This window comes from Microbacterium sp. SY138, from assembly GCF_039729145.1.
Taxonomy (GTDB): domain Bacteria; phylum Actinomycetota; class Actinomycetes; order Actinomycetales; family Microbacteriaceae; genus Microbacterium; species Microbacterium maritypicum_A.
The window spans coordinates 3,434,040-3,460,224 of sequence record NZ_CP155793.1 but is presented as its reverse complement, the minus strand read 5'-3'; the positions used below and the strand labels follow the sequence as shown (position 1 = coordinate 3,460,224).

The window sequence follows — 26,185 nt, the reverse complement described above, 5'->3', positions numbered from 1 at the left end:
GTCCCACCCACGCGTGCGCGTGTCAGGCGGTGGCGGCGTCCTCCGACGACTCAGCCTCGGGTGCGATGCCGTAGAGCGCGGCCAGTGCCGCGGTGAACTCGTCGGCACGACCCGCCGCGGCGAGCTCGTGAGCGCGCACGGTCGGAGTGTGCAGCAGCACGCCGGAGAGGTGACGCAGGGCCTGTTCGACCTTTCCGTCCTCGTCGCCGCGGGCACGGGCGCGATCGATCTCGCGCTCGAGCAGCTCGAAGATGTGCGAGCGGAAGGCCACGACCGACGGGGTCACGCTCTGACGCGCGCCCACGACATGGAAGGTCTCTGCGGCTTCGCGGACGACGCTGCGAGCGGCATCCGTCGCCTGCAGTTCTTCGAGCGGTGCGTGCAGGCGGATGGTCTCGAGGTCGAGCAGTGCGACGCCCTCGAGGGAGGCGACGGCGGGGTCGACGTTGCGCGGCATGCCCAGATCGACCACCAGCTGGCTGTGCGCGCCCACGGGGCAGCCGGCTGCGGCGGGACCTGTCGGCAGCTGCAGATGCTCGGGGCCGAGCACGGGCTCCGTGGCCGTGGTACAGGTGATGAGCAGGCTCGAGTGTGCGGCGGTACGGGCGTACTCGTCGGCGGTGATCGGACGGATGCCGTGCTTCGCGGCGAAGACCTCGGCGCGGCCGGAGGGCGAGTACACCGAGATGTTCACGGCGCCGCGCTCGCGGAGCGTGGCGAGAGTGACCGCGGCGTAGGCGCCGGTGCCGACCAGAAGCACGCGCTCGGCGGACCAGTCCGCGATGCGGCTGTCGGCGAGTTCGAGCGCGAGGCGCACGAGCGAGCGGCCGGCACGACCGAGGGCGGTGACGTTCTTGACCTTGCGCTGTGCCTGGCTGGCGCGCTGGAACAGGCGCTCGAGCTCGGGTGAGGTGGTGCCGTCCTTGCGGGCCGACTTGAGGGCGCGGCGCACCTGGCCGGCGATCTCGCCCTCGCCGGAGACGACGGATTCGAGGCCGGAGGCGACGGAGAAGAGGTGCTCGGCAACGCGTCGACCCGAGTGCACGGTGTAGGCGCCGTCGAGGTCGGCGGCGGAGATGCCGGTCGCGGACTCGACCGCCTCGATCACGGCCTCGACGCCGATGGCGCCGGCGGCGGTGACCGGTTCGTCCATTTCCACGTACGCCTCGAACCGATTGCACGTCGCCAGGACGACCGCACCCTGCACGCACGGCGTCATGCCCACGATGGTGGGAGCGACGTCGTCGGGGGTGCGGCTCAGGCGTTCGAGCAATTCGAAGGAGGCGGTCTTGTGACTCGCCGTCACACACAGCAGCACAGATCGATTGTACCGGAGCGTCTGCGGGCGAGGGTCCGACCCTTCGAACTCGGCGGCTCCATAAGGCGCGGATGGGAGGATGGACGCATGGCCCTCTCCGACGCCCCGCTCCTGCGCGCCCTCGCCGGCGACCGTCCTGCCCACCCTCCGGTGTGGTTCATGCGACAGGCCGGCCGGTCGTTGCCCGAGTACCGCGAGCTGCGCGTCGGAACCAGGATGCTCGATGCCTGCCTCACCCCTGACCTCGCCGCCGAGATCACGCTGCAGCCGGTGCGTCGCCACGGGGTCGATGCGGCCGTGTTCTTCAGCGACATCGTGATCCCGCTGCGCCTCGCCGGCGTCGATGTCGAGATCGAGCCCGGTCGCGGCCCGGTGTTCGCGAACCCGGTGCGTACGGCAGCCGACGTCGAGCGCATCACCGCGATCGACCCGGACGGCCTGGACGGCACGGCCATCGCCGAAGCGGTCCGTCTCGTCACGGCGGAACTGGGCGACACCCCGCTGATCGGGTTCGCGGGCGCGCCCTTCACGCTCGCGGCCTATCTCGTCGAGGGCGGTCCCTCCAAGGAGCACCTGCGGGCCAGGGCGATGATGCACTCCGACCCGGATTCGTGGAACCGTCTGGCTGGCTGGCTCGCCAAGGTCTCGCGCCGCTTCCTCGAGACGCAGCGCGACGCCGGAGCCTCGGTCGTCCAGCTCTTCGACAGCTGGGCAGGATCCCTCAGCACCGCCGACTACCGCGCCTTCGTCGCCCCGCATTCGCACGCGGCGCTTGCAGGCATCGGTCTACCGACGATCCACTTCGGCGTCGGCACCGGCCCGTTCCTCGCCGATATGCGCCTCGACGGTGCGGCCGACGGGGTGGGAGTCGACTGGCGCCAGCCGCTCGACGAAGCGGCCGCGATCCTCGGACCGGATGTCACGGTGCAGGGCAACATCGACCCGGCGCTCCTCGCAGCCCCGTGGCCGGTGCTCGAGGCCCACGTGCGCGACGTCGTCGAGCGCGGCCGTGCGGCGCGAGCCCACATCCTCAACCTCGGCCACGGCGTTCCTCCGGAGACCGATCCCGACCAGCTCACCCGCATCGTCGAGCTGGCGCACACGATCTGACCTCAGGCCCTCCGTGCCGGCTGCAGGCGGTGCGTGATCCGCAGGTCGTCGAGGGTGAAGCGTCCCTGCGGAAGTGCTTCGCGGATGCGCGCATCGTCGAACGGGCGTGACGGCCGGATCCCGAGGGGTGCTTCCGGAGCGAACGGCGCGGGTTCGCTCACGCCTTCGGCGAGCATCCGCGCCTGGGCCTTCGCGACGAGCGGCACGACCATGGTCCACTCCGTCACCTGCGCCAGCGCGCGCACCATCCATGTCGGCACGGGGACGAAGGCGGGTCGGCGTCCGGCGACGCGGGCGATGCGGCGGATGGCCTCGCCGAGCGTGATCTCGTCGGCCCCCCATGACGGCGATCGTCGGTTCCTCGATGCGGCCCTCGAGAGCGGCGACGAGTACATCGACCGCATCCTCGACCGGTACCGGCCGTGCCGTGCGCTCGCGATATCCGACGGTCCAGAAGAACGGCAGGGTCCGCACCGCCTTGGTCACGTGGTCGATCATGTGGTCGCCGGGGCCGTAGATCATGCCGGACTTGAGGATCGTGTGCGGGATGCCGGAGGCGCGCACGATCTGCTCCGCCTCCCACTTCGACTCGTGATAGCCGGACCCGCAGTCGGGGCGTGCCCGGAGGAAGCTGACGAGGACGATGCGCTGCACCCCCGCGCGGCGAGCGGCCTCCACGACGGCTCTCGTGCCGTCGACGTGCACGCGACGGAAGGTCTGCTCTCCGATCTCGCGGTTGATCCCGGCGCAGTGCGCGACGGCGTCGCACCCCTCGAACGCGGAGGCCAGCGCGTCGACGTCGGTGATGTCGACGCCGTTTCGACGGGAGACGACGACCGCATCGTCGAGACGTTCGGCGAGGTTCCTGCCGACGAAACCGGTACCGCCCGTGATGGCAACTCGCATGATGCCTCTCCTTCGCTCATTAGCTACTCGGCTAAACGCTATCTAGCAAAGGTGCTATATTGCAACCATGGCAGACAGCGCGACCGACATCTTCGCAGCGCTGGCGCACCCTACGCGGCGCCAGATCCTGCAGGACCTGAAAGACGGTGAGCTCGCGGCCGGCGAGATCGCGTCGCGCTTCTCCGCGAGCGGCCCGACCATCTCCCGTCATCTGAGCGTGCTCCGCCAGGCCGGACTCATCAGCGAGCGCCGCGACGCCAATCGCATCCTCTACTCCCTCGTCGGCGAGCGCCTGGCTCTCTCGGTCGGCGACTTCCTCTCCACGGTGTGCCCTGAGCAGATCGTGCTGCGCGAGGTGCGCAAGCGCGGGCGCGGTGCGTCGGAGCCCGTCGAGGCGTGAATCGTCCGTCGCCGGGGCCCGACCGGCCCGGTGCGAGAATTGACGCATGAGCCCTGAGCCCTCCGCTGCCGAGCCGTCCGACCTCGCCGCCCGTGCGGCGGACAAGCATGTCGTCGTGGTCGGAGGCGGCATCGGGGGCCTCGTCGCTGCGCGGGAGTGCGCCAAGGTCGGGATGCGCGTCACCGTGCTCGAGGCTGCCGACGATCTGGGTGGCGCGATCCGTCGAGTCGATCTGGATGGCGTGATCGTCGATGCCGGCGCCGAGAGCTACGCGACCAGGGGTGGCCTCGTGCGAGCGCTCGTCGAGGAGCTGGGACTGGCCGACCGCATCGTGGTCCCGCAGGCCGGCGGCGCATGGCTCGCCGGCATTCCCGGAGTGGGCGCGGCACCTCTCCCGGCCGGCGGCATCCTCGGCATCCCCGCCAACCCTTTCCAGCCCGACGTCCGCCGCATCATCGGGTGGTCCGGCGTCTGGCGCGCCTATCTGGATCGCGTGCGGCCGCCACTCACGATCGGCCACCAGCTCAGCCTCGGCAAGCTCGTCGCCTCGCGCATGGGGGCGAAGGTGCGGGATCGCCTCGTCGCTCCCGTGACGACCGGTGTCTACTCCGCCTCTCCCGACGACGTCGACATCGATGTCGCGGCGCCCGGACTCAATGCCGCCCTGACCCGGGTCGGCTCCCTCTCGGGGGCTGTGCAGACGCTCCGTGACGAGGCTGCGGCGAAAGCCTCTCACGCCGCGTCGGGGGCGAAGTCGCCAGCAGCGAAGACCCCCTCTACGACACCGGGAGCCGCCGTGGAGGGACTCTCCGGAGGAATGAGCACCCTCGTCGACGCGCTCGCCGCCGACCTGGTGCGGCTCGACGCCGACGTGCGCACGGGCGTGCGCGTGCGCCGTGTGCGCAAGGTGGGGGCGGACTGGACTGTCGACGTCGAGGTCGCGCCTACCCGTGAGGTTCCCTCGAGCGTGGACGACGCAGACGCGCTCGTGGTCGAGCTGCAGGCGGCCGTCGAGGATTCCGTGCCGCCCGTGATCGAGGAGCTCGCCGCCGACGCCGTCATCATCGCGACCCCCGAATCCGCAGCGCGGGAACTCCTCGCCTCGGCGGTGCCCGACCTTCTGAAGACAGAGGCCGCAGCCTCTCCCGAGATCGAGATCGTCACCCTCCTGCTCGACGCGCCGGAACTCGCCACCCCGCCCCGCGGTACCGGCGTGCTCACCGTCCCGGGCAGCCACACCGCCAAGGCGCTCACCCACTCGACGGCGAAGTGGGGCTGGGTGCGCGAGGCCGCAGGTGCTCGGCAGATCGTCCGGGTGTCGTTCGGCGCGCAGGGCGAGCCGGCGGCCACCGCGGGCCTGAGCGACGACGCGGCCGCAGACCTGGCGCGGCGAGAAGCCGCCGCCCTGCTCGGCGTCGCCATCGGCCCTGCGGCCGTCGTCGCCTCGCATCGTGGGCGCTTCGTGCAGTCGCAGCCGGCGTCGATCATCGGGTCCGGAGAAAGGCGCACAGCGGCGCGCGCAGCTGTCCAGGCGGTGCCCGGTGTGGCCGCGGTGGGGGCCTGGCTGGCGGGAACGGGGCTCGCCCAGGTGGTCCCGGATGCGCGGGACGAGGCCGACCGTCTGCGACGCGCCCTGTTGTGGGACTGATCGTCGGAGTGGGAGTGCCCTCCGTGTCAACCCTCTGACCCATAGATGCCGAAATCGGCATACGGGGTTACGCTGGGTACCTGGCCGCGGGGTGCGAAAGCCTGCGGCCGGTCCCAACCGGGCGAATCTGGCCGGACTACCGGAACAAGGTGAGGAGACCCCATGAAGGGGAAGATCGGACTCGTCGTCGGGCTCGGCGTGGGCTACGTCCTCGGCGCCCGTGCCGGACGTGAGCGCTACGAGCAGATCAAGACGCAGTGGCTCAAGGTGTGGAACCTCGATCCCGTGCAGGAGCAGGTCACCAAGGTCAAGGGCTTCGTCGGCGACAAGGCCGCGGCCGTCCCCGGCGCTCTCTGGACCGGGGTCGTGAAGGTCGCGAAGTCGGTCAGCGGCAACGGCACGCCCGGTCAGCGGCTCGACTCCGCCATCGCCACCGGACGCGAGGCGGCGGAAGACCTCGCCGAGGCGACGGAAGAGGCGGTCGAAGCCGCGAAGGCCACCGCGTCGTCGAATGCCTCGTCGAGCAAGACGTCGACCAAGACCGCAGCCAAGCCCGCCGCGAAGAAGCCCGCGGCCAAGAAGCCGGCTGCGAAGTCCGCCCCCAAGAAGTCCGGCGCCTGACATGCCCCGCGGATACCGCGATCGCGCCGACGACAGCCTGCTGACTCTCCTCGGAGACCTGCCGGAACTCGTCACGAATCTGGTCAAGGCCGAGATCGACGCCGCGAAGGCGTGGATCTCGCGCACCTCGAAGGACGCCGGCATCGGTTCCGTGTGGTTCCTCGTCGCGCTGTTCTTCCTGTTCTGGGCCGTGCCGGTGATCCTCGTGTTCGCGATCGCCGGGCTGTCCTCCTGGTGGCCCGTGTGGCTCTCCGCGATCGCGGTGTTCGGCATCCTGATCCTCGCCGTGCTGCTGTTCGCGCTGCTCGGGATCCTCAAGTTCCGCAAGGTGCTCGCCCGCCAGAACCCGGCGCAGGCCGTCGCCGAGGACATCCGACTCGTGAAGGAGGCCGGCGATGACGAATTCTGAGTCGCTGCCGCGCACCGCCGTTCCCGGCGGGATCGTCGACCCCGTCGCCTCGGCCCGCGCCGAGCTGAAGGCCGCCCTCGCGGCGATCGAGGTCAGGGGGAACATCCCACGCCGGGTCGAGAAGGCATCGACGCGTGCGGCGGCGAAGGCCCGCGTGTTCGCGGACCGCAACCCGATCGGGGCGATCGCCGCCGCGGTCGGCATCGCCGCGGCGGTGGGGGGCGCGGTCTGGGCGATCGCGCGCTTCCTCTCGCGCTGAGGTGCAGCATTCCAGGATGCCGTGAGCAGCCCTCGCGGGTGATTAGCGGCTCCTGCGCAAACGAGGCAGACTGGGGAGCATGATGTCCGAAGAGCGCGATGAGAACCCGTCCGGCTTCACCCTCTGGGCTGTCTGGCGACGAAACCCCGACGTCCCCGTGACGGAGACCGACTCGACCGAGCTCGAGACGATCGTCTCCTACATCGAGGACTCCGGAGTCACCGTCCGCGGCTTCTACGACGTCTCCGGCCTCAAGGCCGATGCCGACCTCATGGTGTGGCTGCACGGCGACACCGCCGAGGAGCTGCAGAAGGCGCTCCGCCGCCTTCGTCGCACCGAACTCCTGCGTGCGCTGCTCCCGGTGTGGAACGTGATGGGCGTGCACCGCGACGCCGAGTTCAACCGCTCGCACGTTCCGGGCTTCCTCCGCGGGGTCGACCCCAAGGAATGGCTGTGCCTGTACCCGTTCGTGCGCACGCCCGAGTGGTACCTCGCGCCGGAGGAGGAGCGTCGCAAGATGCTCGCCGACCACGGCCGCAAGGGTGCCGCCTTCAAGGGTGTGCTCGCGAACACCGTCGCGTCGTTCGCGCTCGGCGACTACGAGTGGCTGCTTCCGCTCGAGGCCGATGAGCTCACCGACCTCGTCGACATGATGCGCGACCTCCGCTACACCGACGCCCGCATGTATGTGAAGGAGGAGGTGCCCTTCTACACGGGGCGCAGGCTCCGGTTCGACGAGATCGCGGACGTCCTCCAGTAAGCCCATGAGCACCCCCATCCGTCTGGGTACCCGTCGCAGTGCGCTCGCGCAGGCGCAGTCGGGCCATGTCGCCACGGCCCTCGAGAAGCTCTCGGGGCGTCGGGTCGAACTCGTCCCGATCACCAGCGAGGGCGACACGAATCGTGCATCCCTCTCCGAGATCGGCGGCCAGGGCATCTTCGCCACGCGCCTTCGCGAGGCGCTGTTCGCGGGGGAGTGCGATTTTCTCGTGCACTCGTTGAAGGATCTGCCGACGGCGATCCCCGATGGCCTCGTGATCGCCGCGACGCCGAAGCGTGAGGATCCGCGCGATGTGGTCCTCACCCGCGACGGCACCGCACTGCACGAACTGCGCTCCGGCAGCACGGTCGGAACCGGTTCGCCGCGGCGTATCGCGCAGGTGCGTCGTCGGGCGCCGGGCGCCGAGGTGGTCGACATCCGCGGCAACGTCGACTCCCGTCTCGCCCGGGTCGCCTCCGGGGAGCTGGATGCGGTGATCCTCGCGGCGGCGGGCCTCTCGAGACTCGGAGCGAAGTCTCCGCTGCGACGGGAAGAGCTCGGTCTCGCCGAATGGCCGACCGCGCCCGGGCAGGGATCGCTCGCCGTCGAGACCCGTGCCGATGCACCGGAAGAGCTGCTCGCGGCTCTCGCCGGTCTCGACGACGCCGACACCCGTCTGGCCATCACCGTCGAGCGCGCGATCCTGCAGGGACTGGATGCCGGATGCCAGGCGCCGATGGCCGCGCACGCCGTGGTGGACGGCTCCTCGATCCGGGTCAGGACGGTCGTCTATGCCGCTGACGGAGGGCGCCGGATCGGCCTCGACGTCACCGAAGACCTGAACGGGGAGTATATTCGTCGGAACGGCAGTGGCAATGGAGCGGATGCTGCCGATGGTGCAGACCCGATGCACGCAGCGCGCGAGCTCGGGTTCACTGTTGCCCGTCGGCTGCTCGATCAAGGGGCGGCCGGCCTCGTATCCCGAGAGCAATCCTCATGACCACTTCCGAAATCAAGCAGGACCGACCGCTGGACGGCTGGCGCATCCTCGTGCCCCGTGGCGGGCCGTGGGGCGACAGCGTCGCCGCGAGTCTGCGCGCGCTGGGCGCCGTGCCCGTCGTCGCGCCGCTCATCAACTTCGCGCCGACGACCGATCAGGCGACGCTCGACTCCGCGCTCGCGCAACTGGCCGCGGGGGAGTTCGACTGGCTGACCGTCACCAGCGCCACCACCGTCGACGTGCTCTTCGCGCACCGGGCCGTCGTGCCGCGTGCGACCAAGATCGCCGCCGTCGGTGAGACGACCGCCGCGGCTCTGCAGGCGGTCGGCTACGAGGTGACGCTGGTTCCCGAGCAGGACAACTCCGCCGAGGGGATGGCGCAGCAGCTCATCGCCCTCGAGAAGGAGCCGCGCCGTATCCTCGCCCTGCGCAGCGAGATCGCGAAGCCGGTGCTGAGCCGGTTGCTCTCCGAGGCTGGTCACGACGTGCACGGCGTCGTCGCCTATCGCACGGTGGGAGTGCCGGTGACGGAGCGCATCCGCCGCGACGTCGAGAACGGACGGATCAACGCGATCCTGATCACCAGTGGGTCGGTCGCCGAGCAGGTGCGCGAGCAGTTCCCGGAGATCCCGGACGAGACGCTGCTCGCCGCGATCGGACCGCGGACCGCGAAGGACGCGCAGCGTGCGGGCCTGCCCGTGTCGGTCGTCGCCGACCGCCAGACCGTCGACGCGCTCATCGATGCGGTCTCGCACTTCACTCTTCCGCACGCGGCCGACGAGTTCGCGCCGTGAGCTTTCCCGACGTTCGACTGAGGCGTCTGCGGCAGTCGCGGGCGGTGCGAGATCTCGTGCGTGAGACCTCGCTGCAGCCTCGACAGCTCGTGCTTCCGCTCTTCGTGCGCGAAGGCATCTCCGAGCCCGTGCAGATCGGCTCGATGCCCGGCGTCGCTCAGCACTCCCTGGATTCACTGCGCGCGGCGGCGGTCCAGGCGGCGGAGACCGGTGTCGGCGGAGTGATGCTGTTCGGCGTGCCCGCCGTCCGCGACGCCGTCGGGTCGGGAGCCGACGATCCGCACGGCATCCTGAACGTCGCGACCGAGGCGCTGGCCGCCGAGGTCGGCGACGCGCTCGTCGTGCAGACCGACCTGTGCCTGGACGAGTTCACCGATCACGGCCACTGCGGCGTTCTGGCCGCCGATGGCTCCGTCGACAACGACGCGACTCTCGAGCGGTACACCTCGATGGCGCTCGCACAGGCGCGCGCAGGTTCTCAGCTGCTGGGGCTCTCCGGGATGATGGACGGCCAGGTCGCGGTGATCCGCCGGGCGCTCGACGCCGAGGGGTTCACCGACACCCTCCTGCTCGCGTATGCCGCGAAGTACGCCAGCGCCTTCTACGGACCCTTCCGCGAGGCTGTCGACTCTCAGCTCACCGGCGATCGTCGCACGTACCAGCTCGACCCGGGCAACCGGCGCGAGGGTGTGCGCGAGGCCGTCGTCGATGAGGCCGAGGGAGCCGACATCGTCATGGTGAAGCCGGCGATGGCCTTCCTCGACGTGCTGCGCGAGGTGCGCGACACCGTGAGTATTCCAGTGTGGGCATATCAGGTCTCCGGCGAGTACGCCATGATCGAGGCCGCCGGTGCGAACGGGTGGATCGACCGTCGCGCGGCCATCCTCGAGTCCCTTCTCTCCATCCGCCGCGCCGGTGCGGATGCGGTGCTCACCTACTGGGCCACCGAAGCGGCCGGCTGGCTGCGCGACTGACTTCTGCGAGGAGCTCTCCTTCATGACCGACCGCAACGACGACCTGTTCTCCGCTGCCCGCGCGGTGATTCCCGGTGGGGTCAACTCGCCGGTGCGCGCCTACGGATCGGTCGGTGGCACGCCGCGGTTCCTCGCCTCGGCGAAGGGCGCGAGGGTCACCGATGCCGCCGGTCGCGAGTACGTCGATCTCGTCGCCTCGTGGGGTCCTGCGCTTCTCGGGCATGCGCACCCGGAGATCGTCGCCGCGGTGCAGGAAGCCGCGTCCCGTGGGCTCTCGTTCGGCGCTCCGACCGAGGGCGAGGTCGAACTCGCCGCGCTGATCGCCGACCGTGTGCGGTTCGGCGAGACCCGACCCATCGAGCGCGTGCGCCTGGTCTCCACGGGCACCGAGGCGACCATGACGGCCATCCGCCTCGCGCGCGGTGCCACCGGTCGCGACCTGCTCGTGAAGTTCGCCGGTCACTACCACGGCCACTCCGACGGCCTTCTCGCGGAAGCCGGTTCCGGCGTCGCGACGCTCGCGCTGCCGGGCTCCGCCGGGGTGCCCGCGCCGATCGCCGCCCAGACCCTCGTGATCGGCTACAACGACCCGGAGGCTCTGGCCGCCGTGTTCGCCGAGCACGGTCAGCGCATCGCCGCCGTCATCGTCGAGGCCTCGGCTGCGAACATGGGCGTGGTCGCTCCGCTGCCCGGATTCAACCGTCTGATCGCCGAGACCGCGCATGCTCATGGCGCACTGATGATCCTCGACGAGGTGCTCACCGGATTCCGGGTGCACCCGGCCGGATTCTGGGGGCTGCAGGCCGCCGCCGGCGAGGACTACCTGCCCGACATCTTCACGTTCGGCAAGGTCGTCGGCGGGGGCATGCCGCTGGCCGCGCTCGGTGGACGTGCCGAGGTCATGGACCTGCTGGCCCCGCTCGGGCCGGTCTACCAGGCGGGCACACTGTCCGGAAACCCGCTCTCGGTCGCTGCGGGTCTCGCGACGCTGCGGCTCGCGACCCCCGAGGTCTATGCGACCGTCGACGCCGCATCCGCTCGGGTGTCCACCGCGCTCGACGCCGCGCTCACGTCGGCCGGTGTCACGCACGCGGTGGCCACCGCCGGCAACCTGTTCAACGCTTCTTTCCGGGCCTCGGCGCCGCGCAACTATGCCGAAGCGCAGGCGCAGGAGTCGTTCCGCTACGCGCCGTTCTTCCACTCGCTGCGCGAGCAGGGCGTCGCTCTTCCGCCGAGCGTGTTCGAAGCCTGGTTCCTCACCGCCGCACACGGCGAGGAGGAACTGCAGCAGATCGAGGCCGCACTTCCAGTCGCTGCGACCGCTGCGGCTGCGGCGCGGCCGTAACGCGGGCACACGCGCACACGGGTTTCACTCTTCGACGCCGACGCCAGCGGTGCTTCTCGGCGCCCGGATGCCGCGATGAATCGAGTATAGTACATATATTCGAATCTCGGGAGGAATGCGTGATGACTGGTGCTGATCGACAAGGGATCGTTGCGTTCCTGTGAGCAACTTCCAGACAACTGGCAGGGCCGCGCTGGCAGACTGGGGGACATGGTGACGTTGCTGCTGGACCAGACGCAACTGGAGGTCGTGCTCTCGCCGATCGAACGTGCCGCCACCTTCCACCGCGACAACCTCCGTATCGCGCGCGACACCATCACCAAGGTGCAGCTGACGGAAGACGCCTGGACCTGGCTCCGCGGAGTCCCGAACCCGGGGACGCACATTCCCGGTGTTCTCGCCGCAGGCAGCTGGAAGGCCGCGGGCAGCCTCGACTTCGTGCTGATCCGCCGGCGTCGCCCGAGCGTCGTGATCGATCTCGAAGGCGACCCGCAGTACCGCCGACTGATCCTCACCACCAGCCACGGGCTCGCGCTCACTCAGGCACTCCGGCTCGATGTGTCGACCGAACCGGCGAACGTCGAGGAGATCGTGGCCACAGCACCGGTCCCGGTCTCGAAGGGCCGACGACGCCCCGTCATCCGCCCCCGGCCCGCCTGACGCCGACGTCGGGAGGCGGTGCCTCGCGATGCACGGCCTCCCTTCAACGCAGAACGCCCTCCAGACCCGCAGGTCCGGAGGGCGTTCTCGTCGGCGAGGCGCTCAGCCGTGCTGGTGATCCCCGTGCTGGTTCTCGCCGTCGTGGTTCTCGCCGTCGTGGTTCTCACCGTCGTGGTTCTCGCGAGTGCTCTCGTCAGAGTCATCGGGAGTCGTCTCGTCGCCTCCCGCGGAACCCTCGGCCAGGGGCACGGTGTCGATGACGCCCGTGGAGGCGACGCTCCAGTGTGCGTTCTCCGCGGGGGCCTCCGGCGTATCGACGTCCGCAACCTCGCCGTCCGCAACCTCGCCGTCCGCAACCTCGCCGTCCGCAACCTCGACGTCCGCAGCCTCGAAGTCCGCAGCCTCGCTGTCCGACGCCTCGCCCTGGGCGGGCTCGTCCTCTGCGCCCAGGGGGTAGTCCTTGGGCTCGTCCTCGTAGTACGCGCGGGCGGCGGCCGCGAGCATGGAACTCACCGCTGCAGAGCGCGGGTCCTCCTCGTCATCGTCGGAAGAGCTGGTGTCCTCGGTGTCGGCGGATGAGGGGCCATCGCTGTGGGAGGACAGCGCGTCCGATTCCGTGGCGACCGATGCGGGGTCGAGATCCGCGAAGATCTCGACCCCGCTGTGGTCCTCGTCACCGGAGGTCAGGTCGGACGGCGTCGTGTCTGCGGTGTCCGCCGGCACGGCGGCGCCGAACAGGATCTCATCGAAGGATCGAGCCGGAGCCTGTTCGTCGGTGGACTGTTCGCCGAGGGTCGGAGCGTCGCCCACCTCGAACGCACCCGAGGCGACGTCGCCGGACTCGCCGATCGATGCTTCTTCGCCCGGTGTTTCGTCGACAGAAGCCTCTTCGTCCGAAGCCTCTTCGTCGGGAGTCTCCTCCTCGGACGTCGACTCTCCGGTCGCGATCGCATCGGTGGAACCAGTGTCGGCAGGCGATTCGTCCGCAGCGCTCTCCGTGCCCTCTGCCTCGGATGCGTCTGATACCTCGGATGCGTCAGATACCTCGGATGCGTCAGATACCTCGGATGCGTCAGATACCTCGGATACGTCAGAGCCGACGGAGGCTGCCAGATTCGAGGCCACGGCCTCGCCTGCGGGAGCAGACGCAGCCTCGGCCGCCCAGGCGGCTGCTGCGGCCACCGGGATGGCGACCACGGAGTCGGCGGGTCCCGGAGATGCTTCTTCGGGAGCGGCCTCTGCGGGAGTCGACTCCTCGGATGCGGTCTCCGGGGTGTTCGGCGCGACGAGCGGGCTCGCCGTTGCGGGAGTGTTCGGCGCGAACCGGCCACCCCGCATCAGGTCGATGAAGACGTCTTCGAGAGTCGGCCCGCGCTGCACCAGGGTGCTCAGGGCGATGCCTGCGTCGGCCGCGACGGCTCCCACGGTCTCGGCGTCTCCGCCGCGCACGGTCAGACCCGAGCGCAGCACTTCGATGTCGAACCCGGCCGCAGCGAGCGCGGACGTCAGCCCGGCGCGATCCGCGGCGTCCACGATCACGGAGCCGCCCTTGGGGTCGGCGAGCGTCTCGATTCCGCTGGCCAGCACGAGCGTGCCCTTCGAGAGCACGAGCACGTTGTCGGCGACCTGTTCGACCTCGCTGAGGACGTGCGACGACACGAGGACCGTGCGTCCCTCGTCGGCGAGGCGACGCATCAGGAGTCGCATCCAGCGGATCCCCTCGGGGTCGAGTCCGTTGGCCGGCTCGTCGAAGACGAGGGCCCCGGGGTCGCCGAGGAGCGCGTTCGCGACGCTGAGCCGCTGACGCATGCCGAGCGAGAAGCCGCCGATGCGCGAGTCGCCCTCGCCCTCGAGGCCGACCAGGGAGAGCACTTCGCCGACGCGTGCCAGCGGGATGCCGTTCGCCTTGGCGGCGATGGTCAGCTGGCGCTCGGCGGTGCGACGGGGACGGTAGACGGTCTCTTCGAGTACCGCTCCGATCGTGCGCAGCGGCTGGCGGAGCTCGGCATACGTCGTGCCGCCGATCGTCGCCGTGCCGGATGTGGCGCGCACCTGGCCGAGCAGGATGCGCAACGTGGTGGTCTTGCCGGCTCCGTTCGGGCCGAGGAAGGCGGTGACGGCTCCGGGCTCGACGCGCGCGGAGAAGTCCGAGACGGCGGTCACCTCATTGAAGCGCTTCGTCACGTGCGTGAACTCGAGCACCTGTCCTTCAGGCATCCGTGACCTCTCGTCGCATTTGAACAGTTCCTCCCTATCCTGCCGGAAAACCCTGTCGGATCCCGCATTTCGCGCGGAATGACGCCCTTGCCGAAAGGGGTAGCCTGGCCAGCGTGACCGATTCTCACGCTGCATCCCGCGTCCTCGTCCGCACCGAAGGGGCGCTCGGGCGGCTCACGCTCAACCGCCCCGAGGCCATCAACGCCCTCGACGTCGGCATGATCGAGAGCCTCACCGCAGCGCTGAACGCCTGGCGCGACGACACCGACGTGCAGATCGTGCTGCTCGACGGAGCGGGGGATCGCGGCATGTGCGCCGGCGGCGACGTGCGGGCTCTGCACGGGCAGATCGTGGCGGGGAAGGCTGATCAGACCGCGGAGTTCTTCCGTGCCGAGTACGCGCTGAACGCGATGATCGCCGAATACCCCAAGCCGGTCGTGTCCTTCGCCGACGGCATCACGATGGGGGGAGGCATCGGCCTGGCCGGGCACGCGGCGATCCGCATCGTCACGGAGCGCTCGAAGCTCGCGATGCCGGAGACGCGCATCGGATTCACGCCCGACGTCGGCGGCACCTGGCTTCTCGGCCGTGCCCCCGGACGCTTCGGCGAGTACTTCGGCCTCACCGGAGCGACGATGAGCGGCGCGGATGCCGTGTACCTCGGCTTCGCCGATCACTTCGTGCCGTCGGACCGCCTCGACGCCTTGAGCGAGGCTCTCGCCTTCCGCGCCGATCCGACGGGGCCCAGCGAGATCGTCCTGCTGTTCGACGAGACACCGGAGCCCTCGCGGCTTCCGGCGTGGCGGGAGTGGATCGATGACGCCTTCTCCGCTCCGACCGTGATCGAGATCATCGATCGCCTGCAGGCCCAGGGCACGACGGAGGCCGCCGCGATCGCGGACCTTCTCGAGGGCCTCGCACCGACCGGCCTCGCTGTCACGCTCGATGCCGTGCGCGAGGCGCGTGAACTTTCGGGGCTTCGTGCCGCACTCGAGGGCGAGTACCGCCGCGTGCTGTGGTTCGTGAACGAGCACCCCGACCTCGTCGAGGGCATCCGCGCGCAGATCGTCGACAAGGACCGGGATCCGAAGTGGGACCCGCCCACGCTGGCCGAGCTCGCCCCGGACGCCGGCGCCCCTGCACGCGCATACGTCCCGCAGCCCGCCCTGTTCTGAGAAGGGGTTCGTCCGCGTCGGGCTTTCTCTGAGCGTCGCGCCTAGTCGGACTCGAGGTCGACGTCGGGGCTCGAGCGCGTCTTCCAGATCGCACGGAGCACGTCGATGACGTCGTCCGGATCCGCGTCGGTCGCGTCGGCTTCGTCGACCAGCTCGCGGATGCGCCGGAGCACCGATGCGGGGAGGATTCCCGCCGTCTCGGCGACCCGCGTGCCCGCGGCCGTGCGCGAGACCACCAGCCCCTCGCCTTCGAGCATCTTGTACGCGCGCGCGGCGGTTCCGGGGGCGACACCCAGGTCGCTGGCCGTCTGTCGGACCGTCGGCAGTCGCTCGCCCGCGCCGAGCTGGCCCGACACGATGAGGCCGCGGAGCTGCCGGTAGATGTCGAGTGCCGGATTCGTCTCGTCGGCCGGTGACAGTCGGGGCGTCGGGCTCACCATGCGGTCTCCCGTTCGGCCGATTTCTCGACGCCGGCAACAGATTCCAGGTCATACCTCGGCGGGCACAGCTGCGTGGTCGTGAGGAGCAGCAGCACGAACGCGGCGATCTCGAGCGCCGGCGCCATCCAGCCGCCGACGGCCGCGACTTCGCCGTATCGCCAGAAGGTCTCGTAGGAGTCGCTGCGCCCGTCGCCCTGGATGGTGAGTCCGTTGATCGAACCGGAGTCGGCGATGAACCGCCATGCGCCCGCCAGAGCGAGAAGCGCAGCCGATGTGGTGATCCGGGTGATCCCCGCCGCGATGTCGCGTCGTTCGCGCTGCTCGGCGACGATCGTCTCCGGCCGCAGGAACGGGCGGGCCGCATTGGAGTGCAGCGCGGCGATCACCACGCCGACGAGCGCGATGGTGCAGATCAGGACCGGAACGCCGTATGCCCAGCCATAGAACCAGGGACGAATCGGGTCGATCGTCTCGTTGGGCACGTCGATCTCGAGGAAAACGTACGGGCCGCCGTCGATGTTCGAGGAGGCGAGTCCGGCGAGCAGTGTCGTGACCGTGAGAGCGAGCAGCGCTGCGGCGGCGCCCACCGAACCGATGCGCGGACTGAAGCTCAGCCAGGTGCGGCGGGCGGAGAGGACGGGGCGCTCCGGCGGCGTGCTGCCTCTCGTCGCGATCAGGGCCAGCAGGACGGCCACACCGATGCCGGCCGTGAGCACCGGTGTCGCGTAGCGCCACCACGAGACGACGCCGTTGAGGTCGAGGGCGTACCCGGTGATCAGGTTCTCGGCGACGAAGATCACGATCACCGCGATCGCGGCGACTCCGAGGGTGCGGTGCTCCGGCGAGTAACGGGCGAAGACCACGCCGGATGCCGCCGGGGCGAGGCGCGCCCGGCTCTCGGTCCGTGCGCGCCATCGGGGTGTGACGGTGATGCCGACCGCGATGATCGCCGCGAGGATCAGAGACACCCAGGGCATCGAGAAGACAGCGCCGAGCACCTGCCCGGGGTCCAGCAGGAGCTGCCCGGATCGGATCGGGGATGCGATGGTCGCGTGCATGGGGAGTCCGTCCTCTTTGTGCCATATGTCTATCACAAGTTGTATCAGTGAGTAAACACAAAAGGTGAAGAAAGGAACGCTTCGCCGTTGTTCGCCCGTGTGCAGAAACCGCTGATCGGGAGGGGAAGCGGTTCGCTGTGAGCGAAGGTCCCCCATGAGGGGGATACGAATGTCCGCGGATCGTGGCACTCTGTCTTGTGGCCGATTGTCGGTCGGCATCCGTCTGCCGAGAAATCCGCCGCTCCATCCTTCCTAGAAAGTCCGCCTGTGCTGGGAAAAATCCTCCTCCGCTATCTCTCCCGATACCGATGGTTGCTGCTCGCGGTGCTGGTCTTCCAGCTCGCCAGCGTCGCAGCGACCCTCTACCTCCCGCGACTGAACGCCGACATCATCGACAAGGGCGTCGCCCGCGGTGACACCGGCTACATCTGGAGCACCGGTCTGTTCATGCTCGCGGTCTCGCTGGGGCAGATCATCGCCTCGGTCACCGCGACGTACTTCGCCGCGCGCGCAGCGATGGGCGCCGGCCGCGACATCCGCGCCGACGTCTTCGGCAAGGTCAGCGGCTTCTCCGAGCGTGAGGTCTCGCAGTTCGGCGCCGGCTCGCTCATCACCCGCAACACGAACGATGTGCAGCAGGTGCAGATGCTGGCGATGATGGGCGCGACCATGCTCGTCACGGCGCCGCTCCTCGCGATCGGCGGCATCATCTTCGCCGTGCAGACGAACGTCGGCCTCAGCTGGCTCATCGCCGTGTCTGTGCCGCTGCTGCTGATCCTGGCCGCCCTCGTGATCGGGCGCATGGTCCCGTTGTTCCGCAGCTACCAGGGCAAGCTCGACAACGTCAACCGCATCATGCGCGAACAGCTCACCGGCGTTCGCGTCGTGCGGGCATTCGTGCGCGAGCGCATCGAGGAGGACCGCTTCCGCGGCGCCAACACCGACATCATGGTCGTCGGCCGCAAGGTGGGCTCGCTCTTCGTGCTGCTGTTCCCGCTGTTCATGCTCATCCTGAACGTCACGGTCGTCTCGGTCATCTGGTTCGGCGGCATCGAGGTCAACAACGGCACGGTGCAGGTGGGCACACTGTTCGCCTTCATGCAGTACATCGGCCAGATCATGGGCGGCGTCATCATGGCGAGCTTCATGGCGATGATGATCCCGCGCGCCGCGGTGTCGGCCGAGCGCATCGGCGAGGTTCTCGACTCCGAATCCACGCTGGTCCGCCCCGAGAACGGCGTCACCGAGTTCCCGGTCCCCGGATCCGTGGCGCTCGACGACGTCGAGTTCACCTACCCCGGCGCCGATTCCCCCGTGCTCACCGGCATCAGCTTCGCCGCGCAGCCGGGTGAGACCGTCGCGATCGTCGGATCCACCGGCTCGGGCAAGACGACCCTCGTGTCGCTCATCCCGCGCCTGTTCGACGTCTCGGGCGGTTCCGTGCACGTCGGCGGCACCGATGTGCGCGAGGCCGACGTCGAGTCGCTGTGGGACAGCATCGGCCTGGTGCCGCAGCGTCCGTTCCTCTTCACCGGCACCGTCGCGTCGAACCTGCGCTACGGCCGGGAAGAGGCCACCGACGAAGAGCTGTGGCACGCGCTCGACATCGCACAGGGTCGCGACTTCGTCGAGGAGATGCCCGATGGTCTCGACTCCCGCATCGCCCAGGGCGGCACGAACGTCTCAGGTGGTCAGCGTCAGCGACTCGCGATCGCCCGCGCGATCGTGCACCAGCCGCAGATCCTGGTCTTCGACGACTCGTTCTCGGCCCTCGACCTCACGACGGACGCGCGATTGCGGCAGGCGTTGTGGCGGGAGCTCCCGCACGTGACGAAGATCGTGGTCGCCCAGCGCATCTCCACCATCACGGACGCGGACCGCATCGTCGTCCTCGACGGCGGAACCATGGTCGGCGTCGGCACGCACGAGGAACTGCTCGAGACGAGCGACACCTACCGAGAGATCGTCGAGTCGCAGCTGGGGGTGGACGCATGAGCGCGCAGGACAACAACGAGAAGCGCACGGCCAGACGCGGCCGCGGCAAGGCGGCAGCGCCCGTCGCCGAGGTCGAGCTGAGCGCCGAGGAGAAGTACGAGGCCGAGCTCGCCGAGCAGGCACGTCAGAACTCCGGCGACTGGGACAGCGTCGCGCCGGGCAAGGCCGACAACTTCGGTCCGAGTTTCGCGCGCATGATCGGGCTGCTCAAGCCGTCGGCCATCTGGTTCGTCTTCGTGTCGATCCTGGGTGCGATCGGCGTGGTCCTGACGGTCGCGGCGCCCAAGGTGCTCGCCGAGGCCACCAACCTCGTCTACAAGGGCTTCATCTCCATCCAGCTCGGACAGCCGACCGACGGGTTCCCCGGCTTCCCGGCCGGGACGTCGCAGGACGTCGTCGTCGAGGCGCTGCGGGCCGGTGGGCAGGACGACTTCGCGAACCAGGTCGGCGCGCTGGGCGACTTCACGGTCGGCCAGGGCATCGACTTCGACGCACTGCGTCTCGTCATCGCCGCGGTGCTCGGCATCTACGTGGCCGCGGCCTTCCTCACCTGGATCCAGGGCTACGTCATCAACGTGATCATGGTCCGCACCATGTGGCGGCTGCGCGAGTCGGTCGAGGCGAAGATCAACCGCCTGCCGCTGGCGTACTTCGACAAGGTGCAGCGCGGCGAGCTGATCTCACGCGTCACGAACGACATCGACAACATCACGCAGACGATGCAGCAGTCGCTCTCGGGAGCACTCACTTCGGTGCTCACCGTGATCGGCGTGCTCGTGATGATGTTCTCGATCTCGTGGCAGCTCGCGCTCGTCGCCCTCATCACGCTGCCGCTCATGGGCGTCATCTTCGGCATCATCGGACCGCGCTCGCAGAAGGCTTTCGGCACCCAGTGGCGCAAGGTCGGTCGCCTGAACGCCCGCGTCGAGGAGGCATTCTCCGGCCACGCGCTCGTGAAGGTCTTCGGCCGGGAGAAGGATGCGCTGGACAAGTTCCAGGTCGAGAACGAAGAGCTGTTCCAGGCGAGCTTCAAGGCACAGTTCCTCTCCGGCATCATCATGCCGGCGATGATGTTCGTCGGAAACCTCAGCTATGTGGGCATCGCGGTGCTCGGCGGTCTGATGGTCGCGAACGGTCAGCTCCGTCTCGGCGACGTGCAGGCGTTCATCCAGTACTCGCAGCAGTTCACGCAGCCCCTGTCCGAGCTGGGTGGCATGGCCGCGGTCGTGCAGTCCGGCACGGCCTCCGCCGAGCGGGTCTTCGAACTGCTCGACGCCGAGGAGCAGGAGGCGGACGACGCCGATGCCCCCGAGCTGGTCGAGGGCAAGGGCGTCATCGAGTTCGAGAACGTCGCGTTCTCGTACACACCCGAGCGTCCGCTCATCCGCGACCTGTCATTCCGGGTGGAGCCGGGGCAGACCGTCGCCATCGTCGGTCCGACCGGTGCGGGAAAGACGACCTTGGTCAACCTGATCATGCGCTTCTACGAGCTCAGCGGCGGGCGCATCATGCTCGACGGCCAGGACATCGCCGAGGTGACCCGCGACGAACTGCGGTCGCGCACCGGCATGGTGCTCCAGGACCCGTGGCTGTTCGCCGGCAGTATCCGCGAGAACATCCGCTACGGTCGCTCCACCGCGACCGATGACGAGGTTCTCGCCGCCGCCAAGGCGACCTATGTCGATCGCTTCGTGCACGCCCTCCCCGAGGGCTACGACACGGTGCTCGACGAGGATGCCGCGAACGTGTCGGCGGGCGAGCGTCAGCTCATCACCATCGCGCGGGCATTCGTCGCGCAGCCGCCGATCCTCATCCTCGATGAGGCCACGTCGGCCGTCGACACCCGCACCGAACTGCTGCTGCAGCACGCGATGGCCGCGCTTCGTGAAGGACGCACGTCGTTCGTGATCGCGCACCGACTGTCGACCATCCGCGACGCCGACCTCATCCTGGTGATGGAGCACGGTGACATCGTGGAGAAGGGGACGCACGACGAGCTCATCGCCGCGCGGGGCGCCTACTGGCGTCTGTACCAGTCGCAGTTCGAGCAGGCGGCGACCGACATCGACGCCGAAGACGCCCTCACCGGCACGACGCCCGTCGTCGTCTCGGGCGATGCGAGCGATGCCGAAGGTACAGGAGAGGAGGCTGCGCCGCCGTTGCCGGAGCCTCGATCGGTGCTCAGCTGCCCGCTGCCGAGACGGCGGCAGCCCAGGCCCTGCTGGAAGACGGGGCCGACGGTTCGAGCCACCGTTCCTGAGCGTTCCCGCCCTCCGGCATCCCCACGACGACGCCCCACTCCGCTCACGCGGGGTGGGGCGTCGTCATACGCGGATCGCGTCGTCGCGGGCGCCGGCACGGCGCGCGTGACGAGGTGTCAGGAGCGGTCGGCCCTGATTCCGAGCAGCTCGAGCGGGTGGGTCAGACGCCACCACGGGCTCGGCCCCTCCACATCCTCGGCCAGCACCAGAGGCGTGGTGACGGTGTTGAGCGGACCGGTCGTCGTCAGCGTGCCCACGGCGTCGTCCTGTTCACGGTCTTCGCCGAGATCGAAGGCCGTCGCCGCGGTGGCGGTCGCCCCGTTCCACAGCACCACATCGGCATCGGTCTCGGTGATGACGTCGACCTCCTCCCCCCAGGGGGTCGTGACCTGACCGACCACGGTGTCCTTCGCGACGGCGGGCGGCTGCGCCTCCAGCGCCGCTTCCGCCTCCGCGAACAGGGAGCGGGTGAGAGCGAGTCGCTCATCGTTGCCGGCCTGGTTCAGCGCCGCGGCGAAGAGGTGCACGGTCGTGTCGCCGATGACGACGTCCTTCGCGGTGAGCAGGTTCCAGCCGACGAGTGTGCCGGTCTTGACGCCGACGACACCGGGATCGTCGAGCATCCCGTTCGTGTTGACGACGGTGCCGGCGCCCGGGAGGTCCACCGACTTGGTGCCGACGATCTCGGCGAACACCGGGTTCTGCATGGCACGCTCGCCGAGGGCGACCAGCGCCTCGGGGGTGGCCACATTGCGCTCGTCGAAGCCGGACGGCGTCACCACGGTGATGCCGGTGAGGCCTCGTTCGCGCAGCCACACCTCGGCGGCCCGGGCGAATTCGCGATCGGACCCCCAGATCTCGCTCGCGAGCCGGTCGATGTAGTTGTTCGCCGATCCCATCAGCGTGCCCTGCAGGAGTTGATATTCGGTCAGCACCCCGCCGATCGGCACATCGAGTGCGGACTGGTCGCTGCGCCGGTAGTCCCAGTACTTCACGCTGTCGGCCCGGGTGAACGAGAACTCGGGCCCCTGTTCGCCCACCGCCAGCGGCATACGGTCGAGCACCATCAGGCTGCTCACGACCTTGGTGATGCTCGCGATGCTCACCGCATCGGGGATCGAGGCCGCAGTGGTCATGCCGGAGATGCCGACGGCGCCCGCGCCCTCGGTGGGCCAGGTGACGGTGGCTGCGGCAGCGGGCGTCGTCGCGAACTCGACGGACTGCACTGTCGGAGGTACCTCGTGCAGCGGCCAGAGCAGCGTGGTGCCGGCATACGCGGCGACGAGGCCCACGAGCGTGGCCAGCGGAACGAGGATGCCGGGACGGGCGATGGCCGGGCGCAGGCGTGCCCCGCGGAGCAGGCCGTTCGTCCGCTCGGCTTCCGACGTCTCGTCGAGAGTCGCGGTGGCGGTGTGGTCGGCCACCGTCGCGGGGTCCACCCAGGTCAGAGCGGTGGCGGTGGTGGTCTCGTCCGCCCACTGGGGGGTGGTCGCGTCGAGCGCGGCGAGGGGATCGTCGGCGTCTCCCGCGGCAGTCTCACGCGGAACGAATGGTGGTTTCGTCAGAGCGGGCGTGGCCGGTTCCGGGGCGACCACCGATTCCGGTGCAAGCGCGCGCGTCGACGTCTGCTCGGCCGTGAGCACCGAACCGCCCGACGCGGCATCGACGGAGCCGGAGGGGGCGGTGGTCGCGGGGCCGTCGTCACGGACGACGCCCGTCGCCTCGTCGGCGGGATCTGTTGCGGTCACTCGTTCACGGTACCCAATCCCGGGCGGGTTCCGCGGCGCACAGCCCTGTCGCCACGCGGGTGTCGCCAGCGGTAGGATCTTCAGCACAACCACGGGAGTCCGGCGAGCCGGGCTGAGAGGGAGCGAATCGCGCTTCGACCGTCGAACCTGATCTGGGTCATGCCAGCGCAGGGAGGAGTTCAGATGAGTACGCCTACGTCCACATCCGCACAGCAGGCATCCGCCGATGCGAACGGGCTGCACCGCCCATCGATCTGGCGCTGGCGCGTCGTCGACATCGTCGTCGCCGCTGTCCTCGGCGTCGCGATCGGTCTCGTGTTCTGGGGATGGAACACCATCGGATACGCGTGGTTCGGCGCGGCCGACGCCCTGACACCGGGCCTCGGTGGCATCGCCGTCGGCATCTGGCTGCTCGGCGGTGTCGTCGGCGGTCTCGTGATCCGCAAGCCGGGGGCCGCGCTCGTGGTCGAACTGGTCGCCGCGATCGTGTCGATGCTGATCGGCAACGTGTGGGGTGTCTCGACCGTGTTGTCGGGCATCGTGCAGGGCCTCGGCGCAGAGATCATCTTCGCCCTGTTCTTCTACCGTCGTTTCGGGATCGCAGTCGCTGCGCTCGCCGGCGTCGGAGCCGCCGTGGCCGCCTGGGTGTTCGAGCTGTTCTACGGCAGCTCGCCGAACATCCTGAAGTCGGTCGAGTTCAACACGATCTATCTGATCAGCGTGGTCGTCTCCGGGGCGATCCTGGCCGGCGTGGTCGGTTGGCTGCTCGTGCGTGCCCTCGCCGTCACCGGCGCCCTCAACCGCTTCGCCGTCGGGCGAGAGCACGTGCGCGAGGTCTGAGCGTGACCTTCGCCTCCCCGGCCCGCGTGCAGGCTGCGGGCTGGGGCTGGCGGTACGCCGGTCGAAAGCGTCCCGCCGTCGCGGACGTCTCCTTCACGATCGAACCGGGGGAGCGGGTGCTCCTGCTCGGCGCCTCGGGTGCAGGGAAGTCGACGCTGCTCGCCGGCCTCGCCGGGGTCCTCGGCGATGACGACGAGGGGGAACGGACGGGGTCATTGCGCATCGACGGTGCGGCCCCCGAGTCACGGCACGGTCAGGTCGGACTCGTCCTGCAGGACCCGGACGCCGGCATCGTGCTGTCGAAGGTCGGCGACGACGTCGCGTTCGGCTGCGAGAACCTGGGCGTCGCGGCATCCGAGATCCCGGGTCGCGTCGCCGAGGCGCTCGACGCCGTCGGCCTCGATGTTCCGCTGCGACGCCCCACGAAGGCGCTCTCCGGCGGGCAGAAGCAGCGGCTGGTGCTGGCCGGTGTGCTCGCGATGCGACCGGGTCTGCTGCTGCTCGACGAGCCCACCGCAAACCTCGACCCGGAGGGGGTGCGGGAGGTGCGGGCGAGTGTCGAGCGCGCCGTCGAGACGACCGGCGCGACGCTCGTGGTCGTCGAGCACCGCACCCCGATCTGGGTCGATCTGATGACGCGCGTGATCGTGCTGGCGGCCGACGGAGGACTCCTCGCCGACGGTGCGCCCGCGCAGGTGTTCGCGGCCCACGGCGACGTGCTCGCCGATGCGGGGGTGTGGGTGCCCGACCGCGGCATCGACCTTCCGATGCTCGAACAGGTTCCCGCCTCCGATGCCCTCACGGCCTCCGCGCTCTCGATCGCGAGAGAGGCGGGCGTCGTCGTGCAGTCGGGGCTCGACCTGCGCGTGCCGCGTGCGAACGCGACCGTGATCACCGGGCCGAACGGCGCGGGCAAGTCGACGCTCGCACTCACCCTCGCCGGTCTCATCCCGGAGCAGGCCGGCGAAGTGCGTTCGGCACCCGAGCTGGCGGGGCGCAAGGGCCCCCGCCCGATCCGCTGGTCCTCGCGTGAGCTGCTCACCCGTATCGGCATGGTCTTCCAGGAGCCGGAGCATCAGTTCCTCACGCAGACGCTGCGCGACGAGCTCGCCGTCGGCCCGCGCGCCCTCGGATGGGACCGTGGGAAGACGGACGGCGTCGTCGAGGAGCTGCTCGAGCGCCTCGGACTCGCATCTCTCGCGCTCGCCAACCCGTTCACGCTCTCCGGCGGGCAGAAGCGTCGACTGTCCGTCGCGACCGTGCTGGCGGGAGCACCCGAGGTGATCGTGCTCGACGAGCCGACCTTCGGGCAGGACCGGCGTGGATGGATCTCGCTCGTCGCGCTCCTGCAGGAGGAGATCGCGCGTGGTCGGTCGATCGTCGCGGTCACGCACGACGACGCCGTGATCCGACACCTGGGCGGGCATCGCATCGAACTGGGACGCGAAGGGGAGGCGACATCGTGACGGCGGTCGAGACCGCACGGACGGTATGGCTCGACGGTGTGAACCCGGTGACGAAGCTGGTGCTCGCCGTGCTGCTGTCGGTGCCGCTGTTCGCGTCCATCGACGTCACGAGTGCGCTGGCCGCGATCGTCCTGCAGCTGCTCTGCCTGCCGTTGACCGGACTGCGGCTGTCGACGGTGCTGAAGCGCCTGCTGCCGATCGCGATCTTCGCACCGATCGCCGGCGTGAGCATGCTGCTCTACGCCGAACCCGCAGGGCGGATCTACTGGACCTTCGGATTCGCAACGATCAGCGAGGATTCCATCACGCTCGCGATCGCGGTGAGCCTGCGCGTGATCGCGCTCGGACTGCCGACGATCCTGCTCTTCGGCGGCACCGACCCCACAGAGCTCGCCGATGCGCTGGCCCAGGTCGCGAAGCTCCCGAGTCGCTTCGTGCTCGGCATCCTCGCCGGCACCCGGATGCTGGGCCTGTTCCTCGACGACTGGCGCACCATGAGCCTGGCCCGTCGTGCACGGGGCGTGGGGGATCGGGGTGTGCTGCGACGATTCTTCTCGATGGCCTTCGTGCTGCTCGTGTTCGCGGTGCGGCGCGGGTCCACGCTGGCACTCGCGATGGAGGCGCGCGGGTTCGGCTCCGGCATCCCCCGCACCTGGTCGCGACCGTCCCGGTTGCACCCGCGCGATGCGGTGGCGCTGATCGGCGGCATCGCGATCATGGCCCTCGCCCTTGCCGCCGCCGTCCTCGTCGGGACCTTCCGATTCGTGTGGAGCTAGGGTCG

Annotated in this window: 23 protein-coding genes, 2 pseudogenes and 1 riboswitch; of the genes and pseudogenes, 18 read left to right on the top strand and 7 right to left on the bottom strand. The window is 69.6% G+C overall.

Features of this window, described 5'->3' with window-relative positions; genetic code table 11:
• Positions 1 to 22: 22 nt before the first annotated feature.
• Positions 23 to 1,318, bottom strand: a complete 1,296-nt coding sequence (locus ABDC25_RS16725) for a glutamyl-tRNA reductase (protein ID WP_029258544.1) — start codon at positions 1,316 to 1,318, stop codon at positions 23 to 25.
• Between the two features lie 87 nt (positions 1,319 to 1,405).
• Between ABDC25_RS16725 and hemE the strand changes: the two genes are divergently transcribed.
• The gene (gene hemE / locus ABDC25_RS16720) at positions 1,406 to 2,428 is read left to right on the top strand and encodes a uroporphyrinogen decarboxylase (RefSeq protein WP_347123740.1); all 1,023 of its coding nucleotides are present in this window, start codon (positions 1,406 to 1,408) and stop codon (positions 2,426 to 2,428) included.
• A gap of 2 nt (positions 2,429 to 2,430) precedes the next feature.
• Here the strand turns inward: hemE and ABDC25_RS16715 are convergent, their stop codons facing one another.
• On the bottom strand, positions 2,431 to 2,823 hold the full coding sequence (locus tag ABDC25_RS16715) for a hypothetical protein (protein WP_347126033.1): 393 nt from the start codon (positions 2,821 to 2,823) through the stop codon (positions 2,431 to 2,433).
• Between the two features lie 34 nt (positions 2,824 to 2,857).
• Positions 2,858 to 3,334 (bottom strand): annotated as a pseudogene (locus ABDC25_RS16710) (NAD(P)H-binding protein); the annotation flags it as partial.
• 67 nt (positions 3,335 to 3,401) lie between these two features.
• Between ABDC25_RS16710 and ABDC25_RS16705 the strand changes: the two are divergent.
• The 11 genes from ABDC25_RS16705 (at position 3,402) to ABDC25_RS16655 (ending at position 12,204) form a co-directional block, all read left to right on the top strand.
• On the top strand, positions 3,402 to 3,734 hold the full coding sequence (locus ABDC25_RS16705; protein ID WP_021198263.1) for a metalloregulator ArsR/SmtB family transcription factor: 333 nt from the start codon (positions 3,402 to 3,404) through the stop codon (positions 3,732 to 3,734).
• Positions 3,735 to 3,780: 46 nt separating this feature from the next.
• Positions 3,781 to 5,382: an FAD-dependent oxidoreductase gene (locus ABDC25_RS16700; protein WP_347123738.1), complete on the top strand. Its 1,602-nt coding sequence runs from the start codon at positions 3,781 to 3,783 to the stop codon at positions 5,380 to 5,382.
• Between the two features lie 162 nt (positions 5,383 to 5,544).
• Positions 5,545 to 6,003 carry a hypothetical protein gene (locus ABDC25_RS16695; protein ID WP_347123736.1) on the top strand — a complete coding sequence of 153 codons (459 nt, stop codon included), beginning with the start codon at positions 5,545 to 5,547 and terminating at the stop codon, positions 6,001 to 6,003.
• 1 nt (position 6,004) lies between these two features.
• Entirely contained in the window at positions 6,005 to 6,412 is a 408-nt protein-coding gene (locus tag ABDC25_RS16690) for a phage holin family protein (protein ID WP_021198266.1), read from the top strand.
• A complete protein-coding gene (locus ABDC25_RS16685) occupies positions 6,399 to 6,671 on the top strand; it encodes a hypothetical protein (RefSeq protein WP_347123733.1) in 273 nt (90 codons plus the stop codon). The genes ABDC25_RS16690 and ABDC25_RS16685 overlap by 14 nt, the downstream gene beginning before the upstream one ends.
• A gap of 79 nt (positions 6,672 to 6,750) precedes the next feature.
• Positions 6,751 to 7,431 (top strand): hydrogen peroxide-dependent heme synthase, encoded by a 681-nt coding sequence (gene hemQ, locus ABDC25_RS16680; protein ID WP_021198268.1) that lies wholly within the window; start codon positions 6,751 to 6,753, stop codon positions 7,429 to 7,431.
• Between the two features lie 4 nt (positions 7,432 to 7,435).
• Positions 7,436 to 8,431 carry a hydroxymethylbilane synthase gene (gene hemC / locus ABDC25_RS16675; protein ID WP_021198269.1) on the top strand — a complete coding sequence of 332 codons (996 nt, stop codon included), beginning with the start codon at positions 7,436 to 7,438 and terminating at the stop codon, positions 8,429 to 8,431.
• Positions 8,428 to 9,225, top strand: a complete 798-nt coding sequence (locus ABDC25_RS16670) for a uroporphyrinogen-III synthase (RefSeq protein ID WP_021198270.1) — start codon at positions 8,428 to 8,430, stop codon at positions 9,223 to 9,225. The genes hemC and ABDC25_RS16670 overlap by 4 nt, the downstream gene beginning before the upstream one ends.
• Complete coding sequence (gene hemB / locus ABDC25_RS16665) at positions 9,222 to 10,199, top strand: porphobilinogen synthase (protein WP_167255346.1); 978 nt, start codon at positions 9,222 to 9,224, stop codon at positions 10,197 to 10,199. Before ABDC25_RS16670 ends, hemB begins: the two co-directional genes overlap by 4 nt.
• A gap of 22 nt (positions 10,200 to 10,221) precedes the next feature.
• Positions 10,222 to 11,544, top strand: a complete 1,323-nt coding sequence (locus tag ABDC25_RS16660; RefSeq protein WP_347123730.1) for a glutamate-1-semialdehyde 2,1-aminomutase — start codon at positions 10,222 to 10,224, stop codon at positions 11,542 to 11,544.
• Positions 11,545 to 11,754: 210 nt separating this feature from the next.
• Entirely contained in the window at positions 11,755 to 12,204 is a 450-nt protein-coding gene (locus tag ABDC25_RS16655; RefSeq protein ID WP_021198274.1) for a hypothetical protein, read from the top strand.
• A 102-nt stretch (positions 12,205 to 12,306) separates the two neighbouring features.
• Here ABDC25_RS16655 and ABDC25_RS16650 read toward each other — a convergent pair whose 3' ends face one another.
• Entirely contained in the window at positions 12,307 to 14,421 is a 2,115-nt protein-coding gene (locus tag ABDC25_RS16650) for an ATP-binding cassette domain-containing protein (RefSeq protein WP_347123728.1), read from the bottom strand.
• 113 nt (positions 14,422 to 14,534) lie between these two features.
• On the opposite strand from ABDC25_RS16650, the gene ABDC25_RS16645 reads away from it, so the two are divergent.
• On the top strand, positions 14,535 to 15,596 hold the full coding sequence (locus tag ABDC25_RS16645; RefSeq protein ID WP_347123726.1) for an enoyl-CoA hydratase/isomerase family protein: 1,062 nt from the start codon (positions 14,535 to 14,537) through the stop codon (positions 15,594 to 15,596).
• A 41-nt stretch (positions 15,597 to 15,637) separates the two neighbouring features.
• On the opposite strand, the gene ABDC25_RS16640 is transcribed toward ABDC25_RS16645, so the two are convergent.
• Positions 15,638 to 16,036, bottom strand: a complete 399-nt coding sequence (locus ABDC25_RS16640; protein ID WP_051668157.1) for a GntR family transcriptional regulator — start codon at positions 16,034 to 16,036, stop codon at positions 15,638 to 15,640.
• Complete coding sequence (locus tag ABDC25_RS16635) at positions 16,030 to 17,094, bottom strand: hypothetical protein (RefSeq protein WP_029267854.1); 1,065 nt, start codon at positions 17,092 to 17,094, stop codon at positions 16,030 to 16,032. The genes ABDC25_RS16640 and ABDC25_RS16635 overlap by 7 nt, the downstream gene beginning before the upstream one ends.
• A gap of 267 nt (positions 17,095 to 17,361) precedes the next feature.
• Between ABDC25_RS16635 and ABDC25_RS16630 the strand changes: the two genes are divergently transcribed.
• A complete protein-coding gene (locus tag ABDC25_RS16630) occupies positions 17,362 to 19,089 on the top strand; it encodes an ABC transporter ATP-binding protein (protein WP_029258535.1) in 1,728 nt (575 codons plus the stop codon).
• Positions 19,086 to 21,152 (top strand): annotated as a pseudogene (locus ABDC25_RS16625) (ABC transporter ATP-binding protein); the annotation flags it as partial. The gene ABDC25_RS16630 and the pseudogene ABDC25_RS16625, both read left to right, overlap by 4 nt.
• 314 nt (positions 21,153 to 21,466) lie before the next feature.
• On the opposite strand, the gene ABDC25_RS16620 reads toward ABDC25_RS16625, so the two are convergent.
• Entirely contained in the window at positions 21,467 to 23,098 is a 1,632-nt protein-coding gene (locus ABDC25_RS16620; protein WP_021198279.1) for a hypothetical protein, read from the bottom strand.
• Between the two features lie 81 nt (positions 23,099 to 23,179).
• A riboswitch (TPP riboswitch) is annotated at positions 23,180 to 23,289 on the top strand.
• On the opposite strand from ABDC25_RS16620, the gene ABDC25_RS16615 reads away from it, so the two are divergent.
• The 3 genes from ABDC25_RS16615 (at position 23,282) to ABDC25_RS16605 (ending at position 26,180) form a co-directional block, all read left to right on the top strand.
• Positions 23,282 to 23,938 (top strand): ECF transporter S component, encoded by a 657-nt coding sequence (locus ABDC25_RS16615; RefSeq protein WP_021198280.1) that lies wholly within the window; start codon positions 23,282 to 23,284, stop codon positions 23,936 to 23,938. (Overlaps the previous riboswitch by 8 nt.)
• A gap of 2 nt (positions 23,939 to 23,940) precedes the next feature.
• Complete coding sequence (locus tag ABDC25_RS16610; RefSeq protein WP_347123722.1) at positions 23,941 to 25,404, top strand: ABC transporter ATP-binding protein; 1,464 nt, start codon at positions 23,941 to 23,943, stop codon at positions 25,402 to 25,404.
• Entirely contained in the window at positions 25,401 to 26,180 is a 780-nt protein-coding gene (locus ABDC25_RS16605; RefSeq protein WP_029258530.1) for an energy-coupling factor transporter transmembrane component T, read from the top strand. The genes ABDC25_RS16610 and ABDC25_RS16605 overlap by 4 nt, the downstream gene beginning before the upstream one ends.
• Positions 26,181 to 26,185 lie beyond the last annotated feature (5 nt).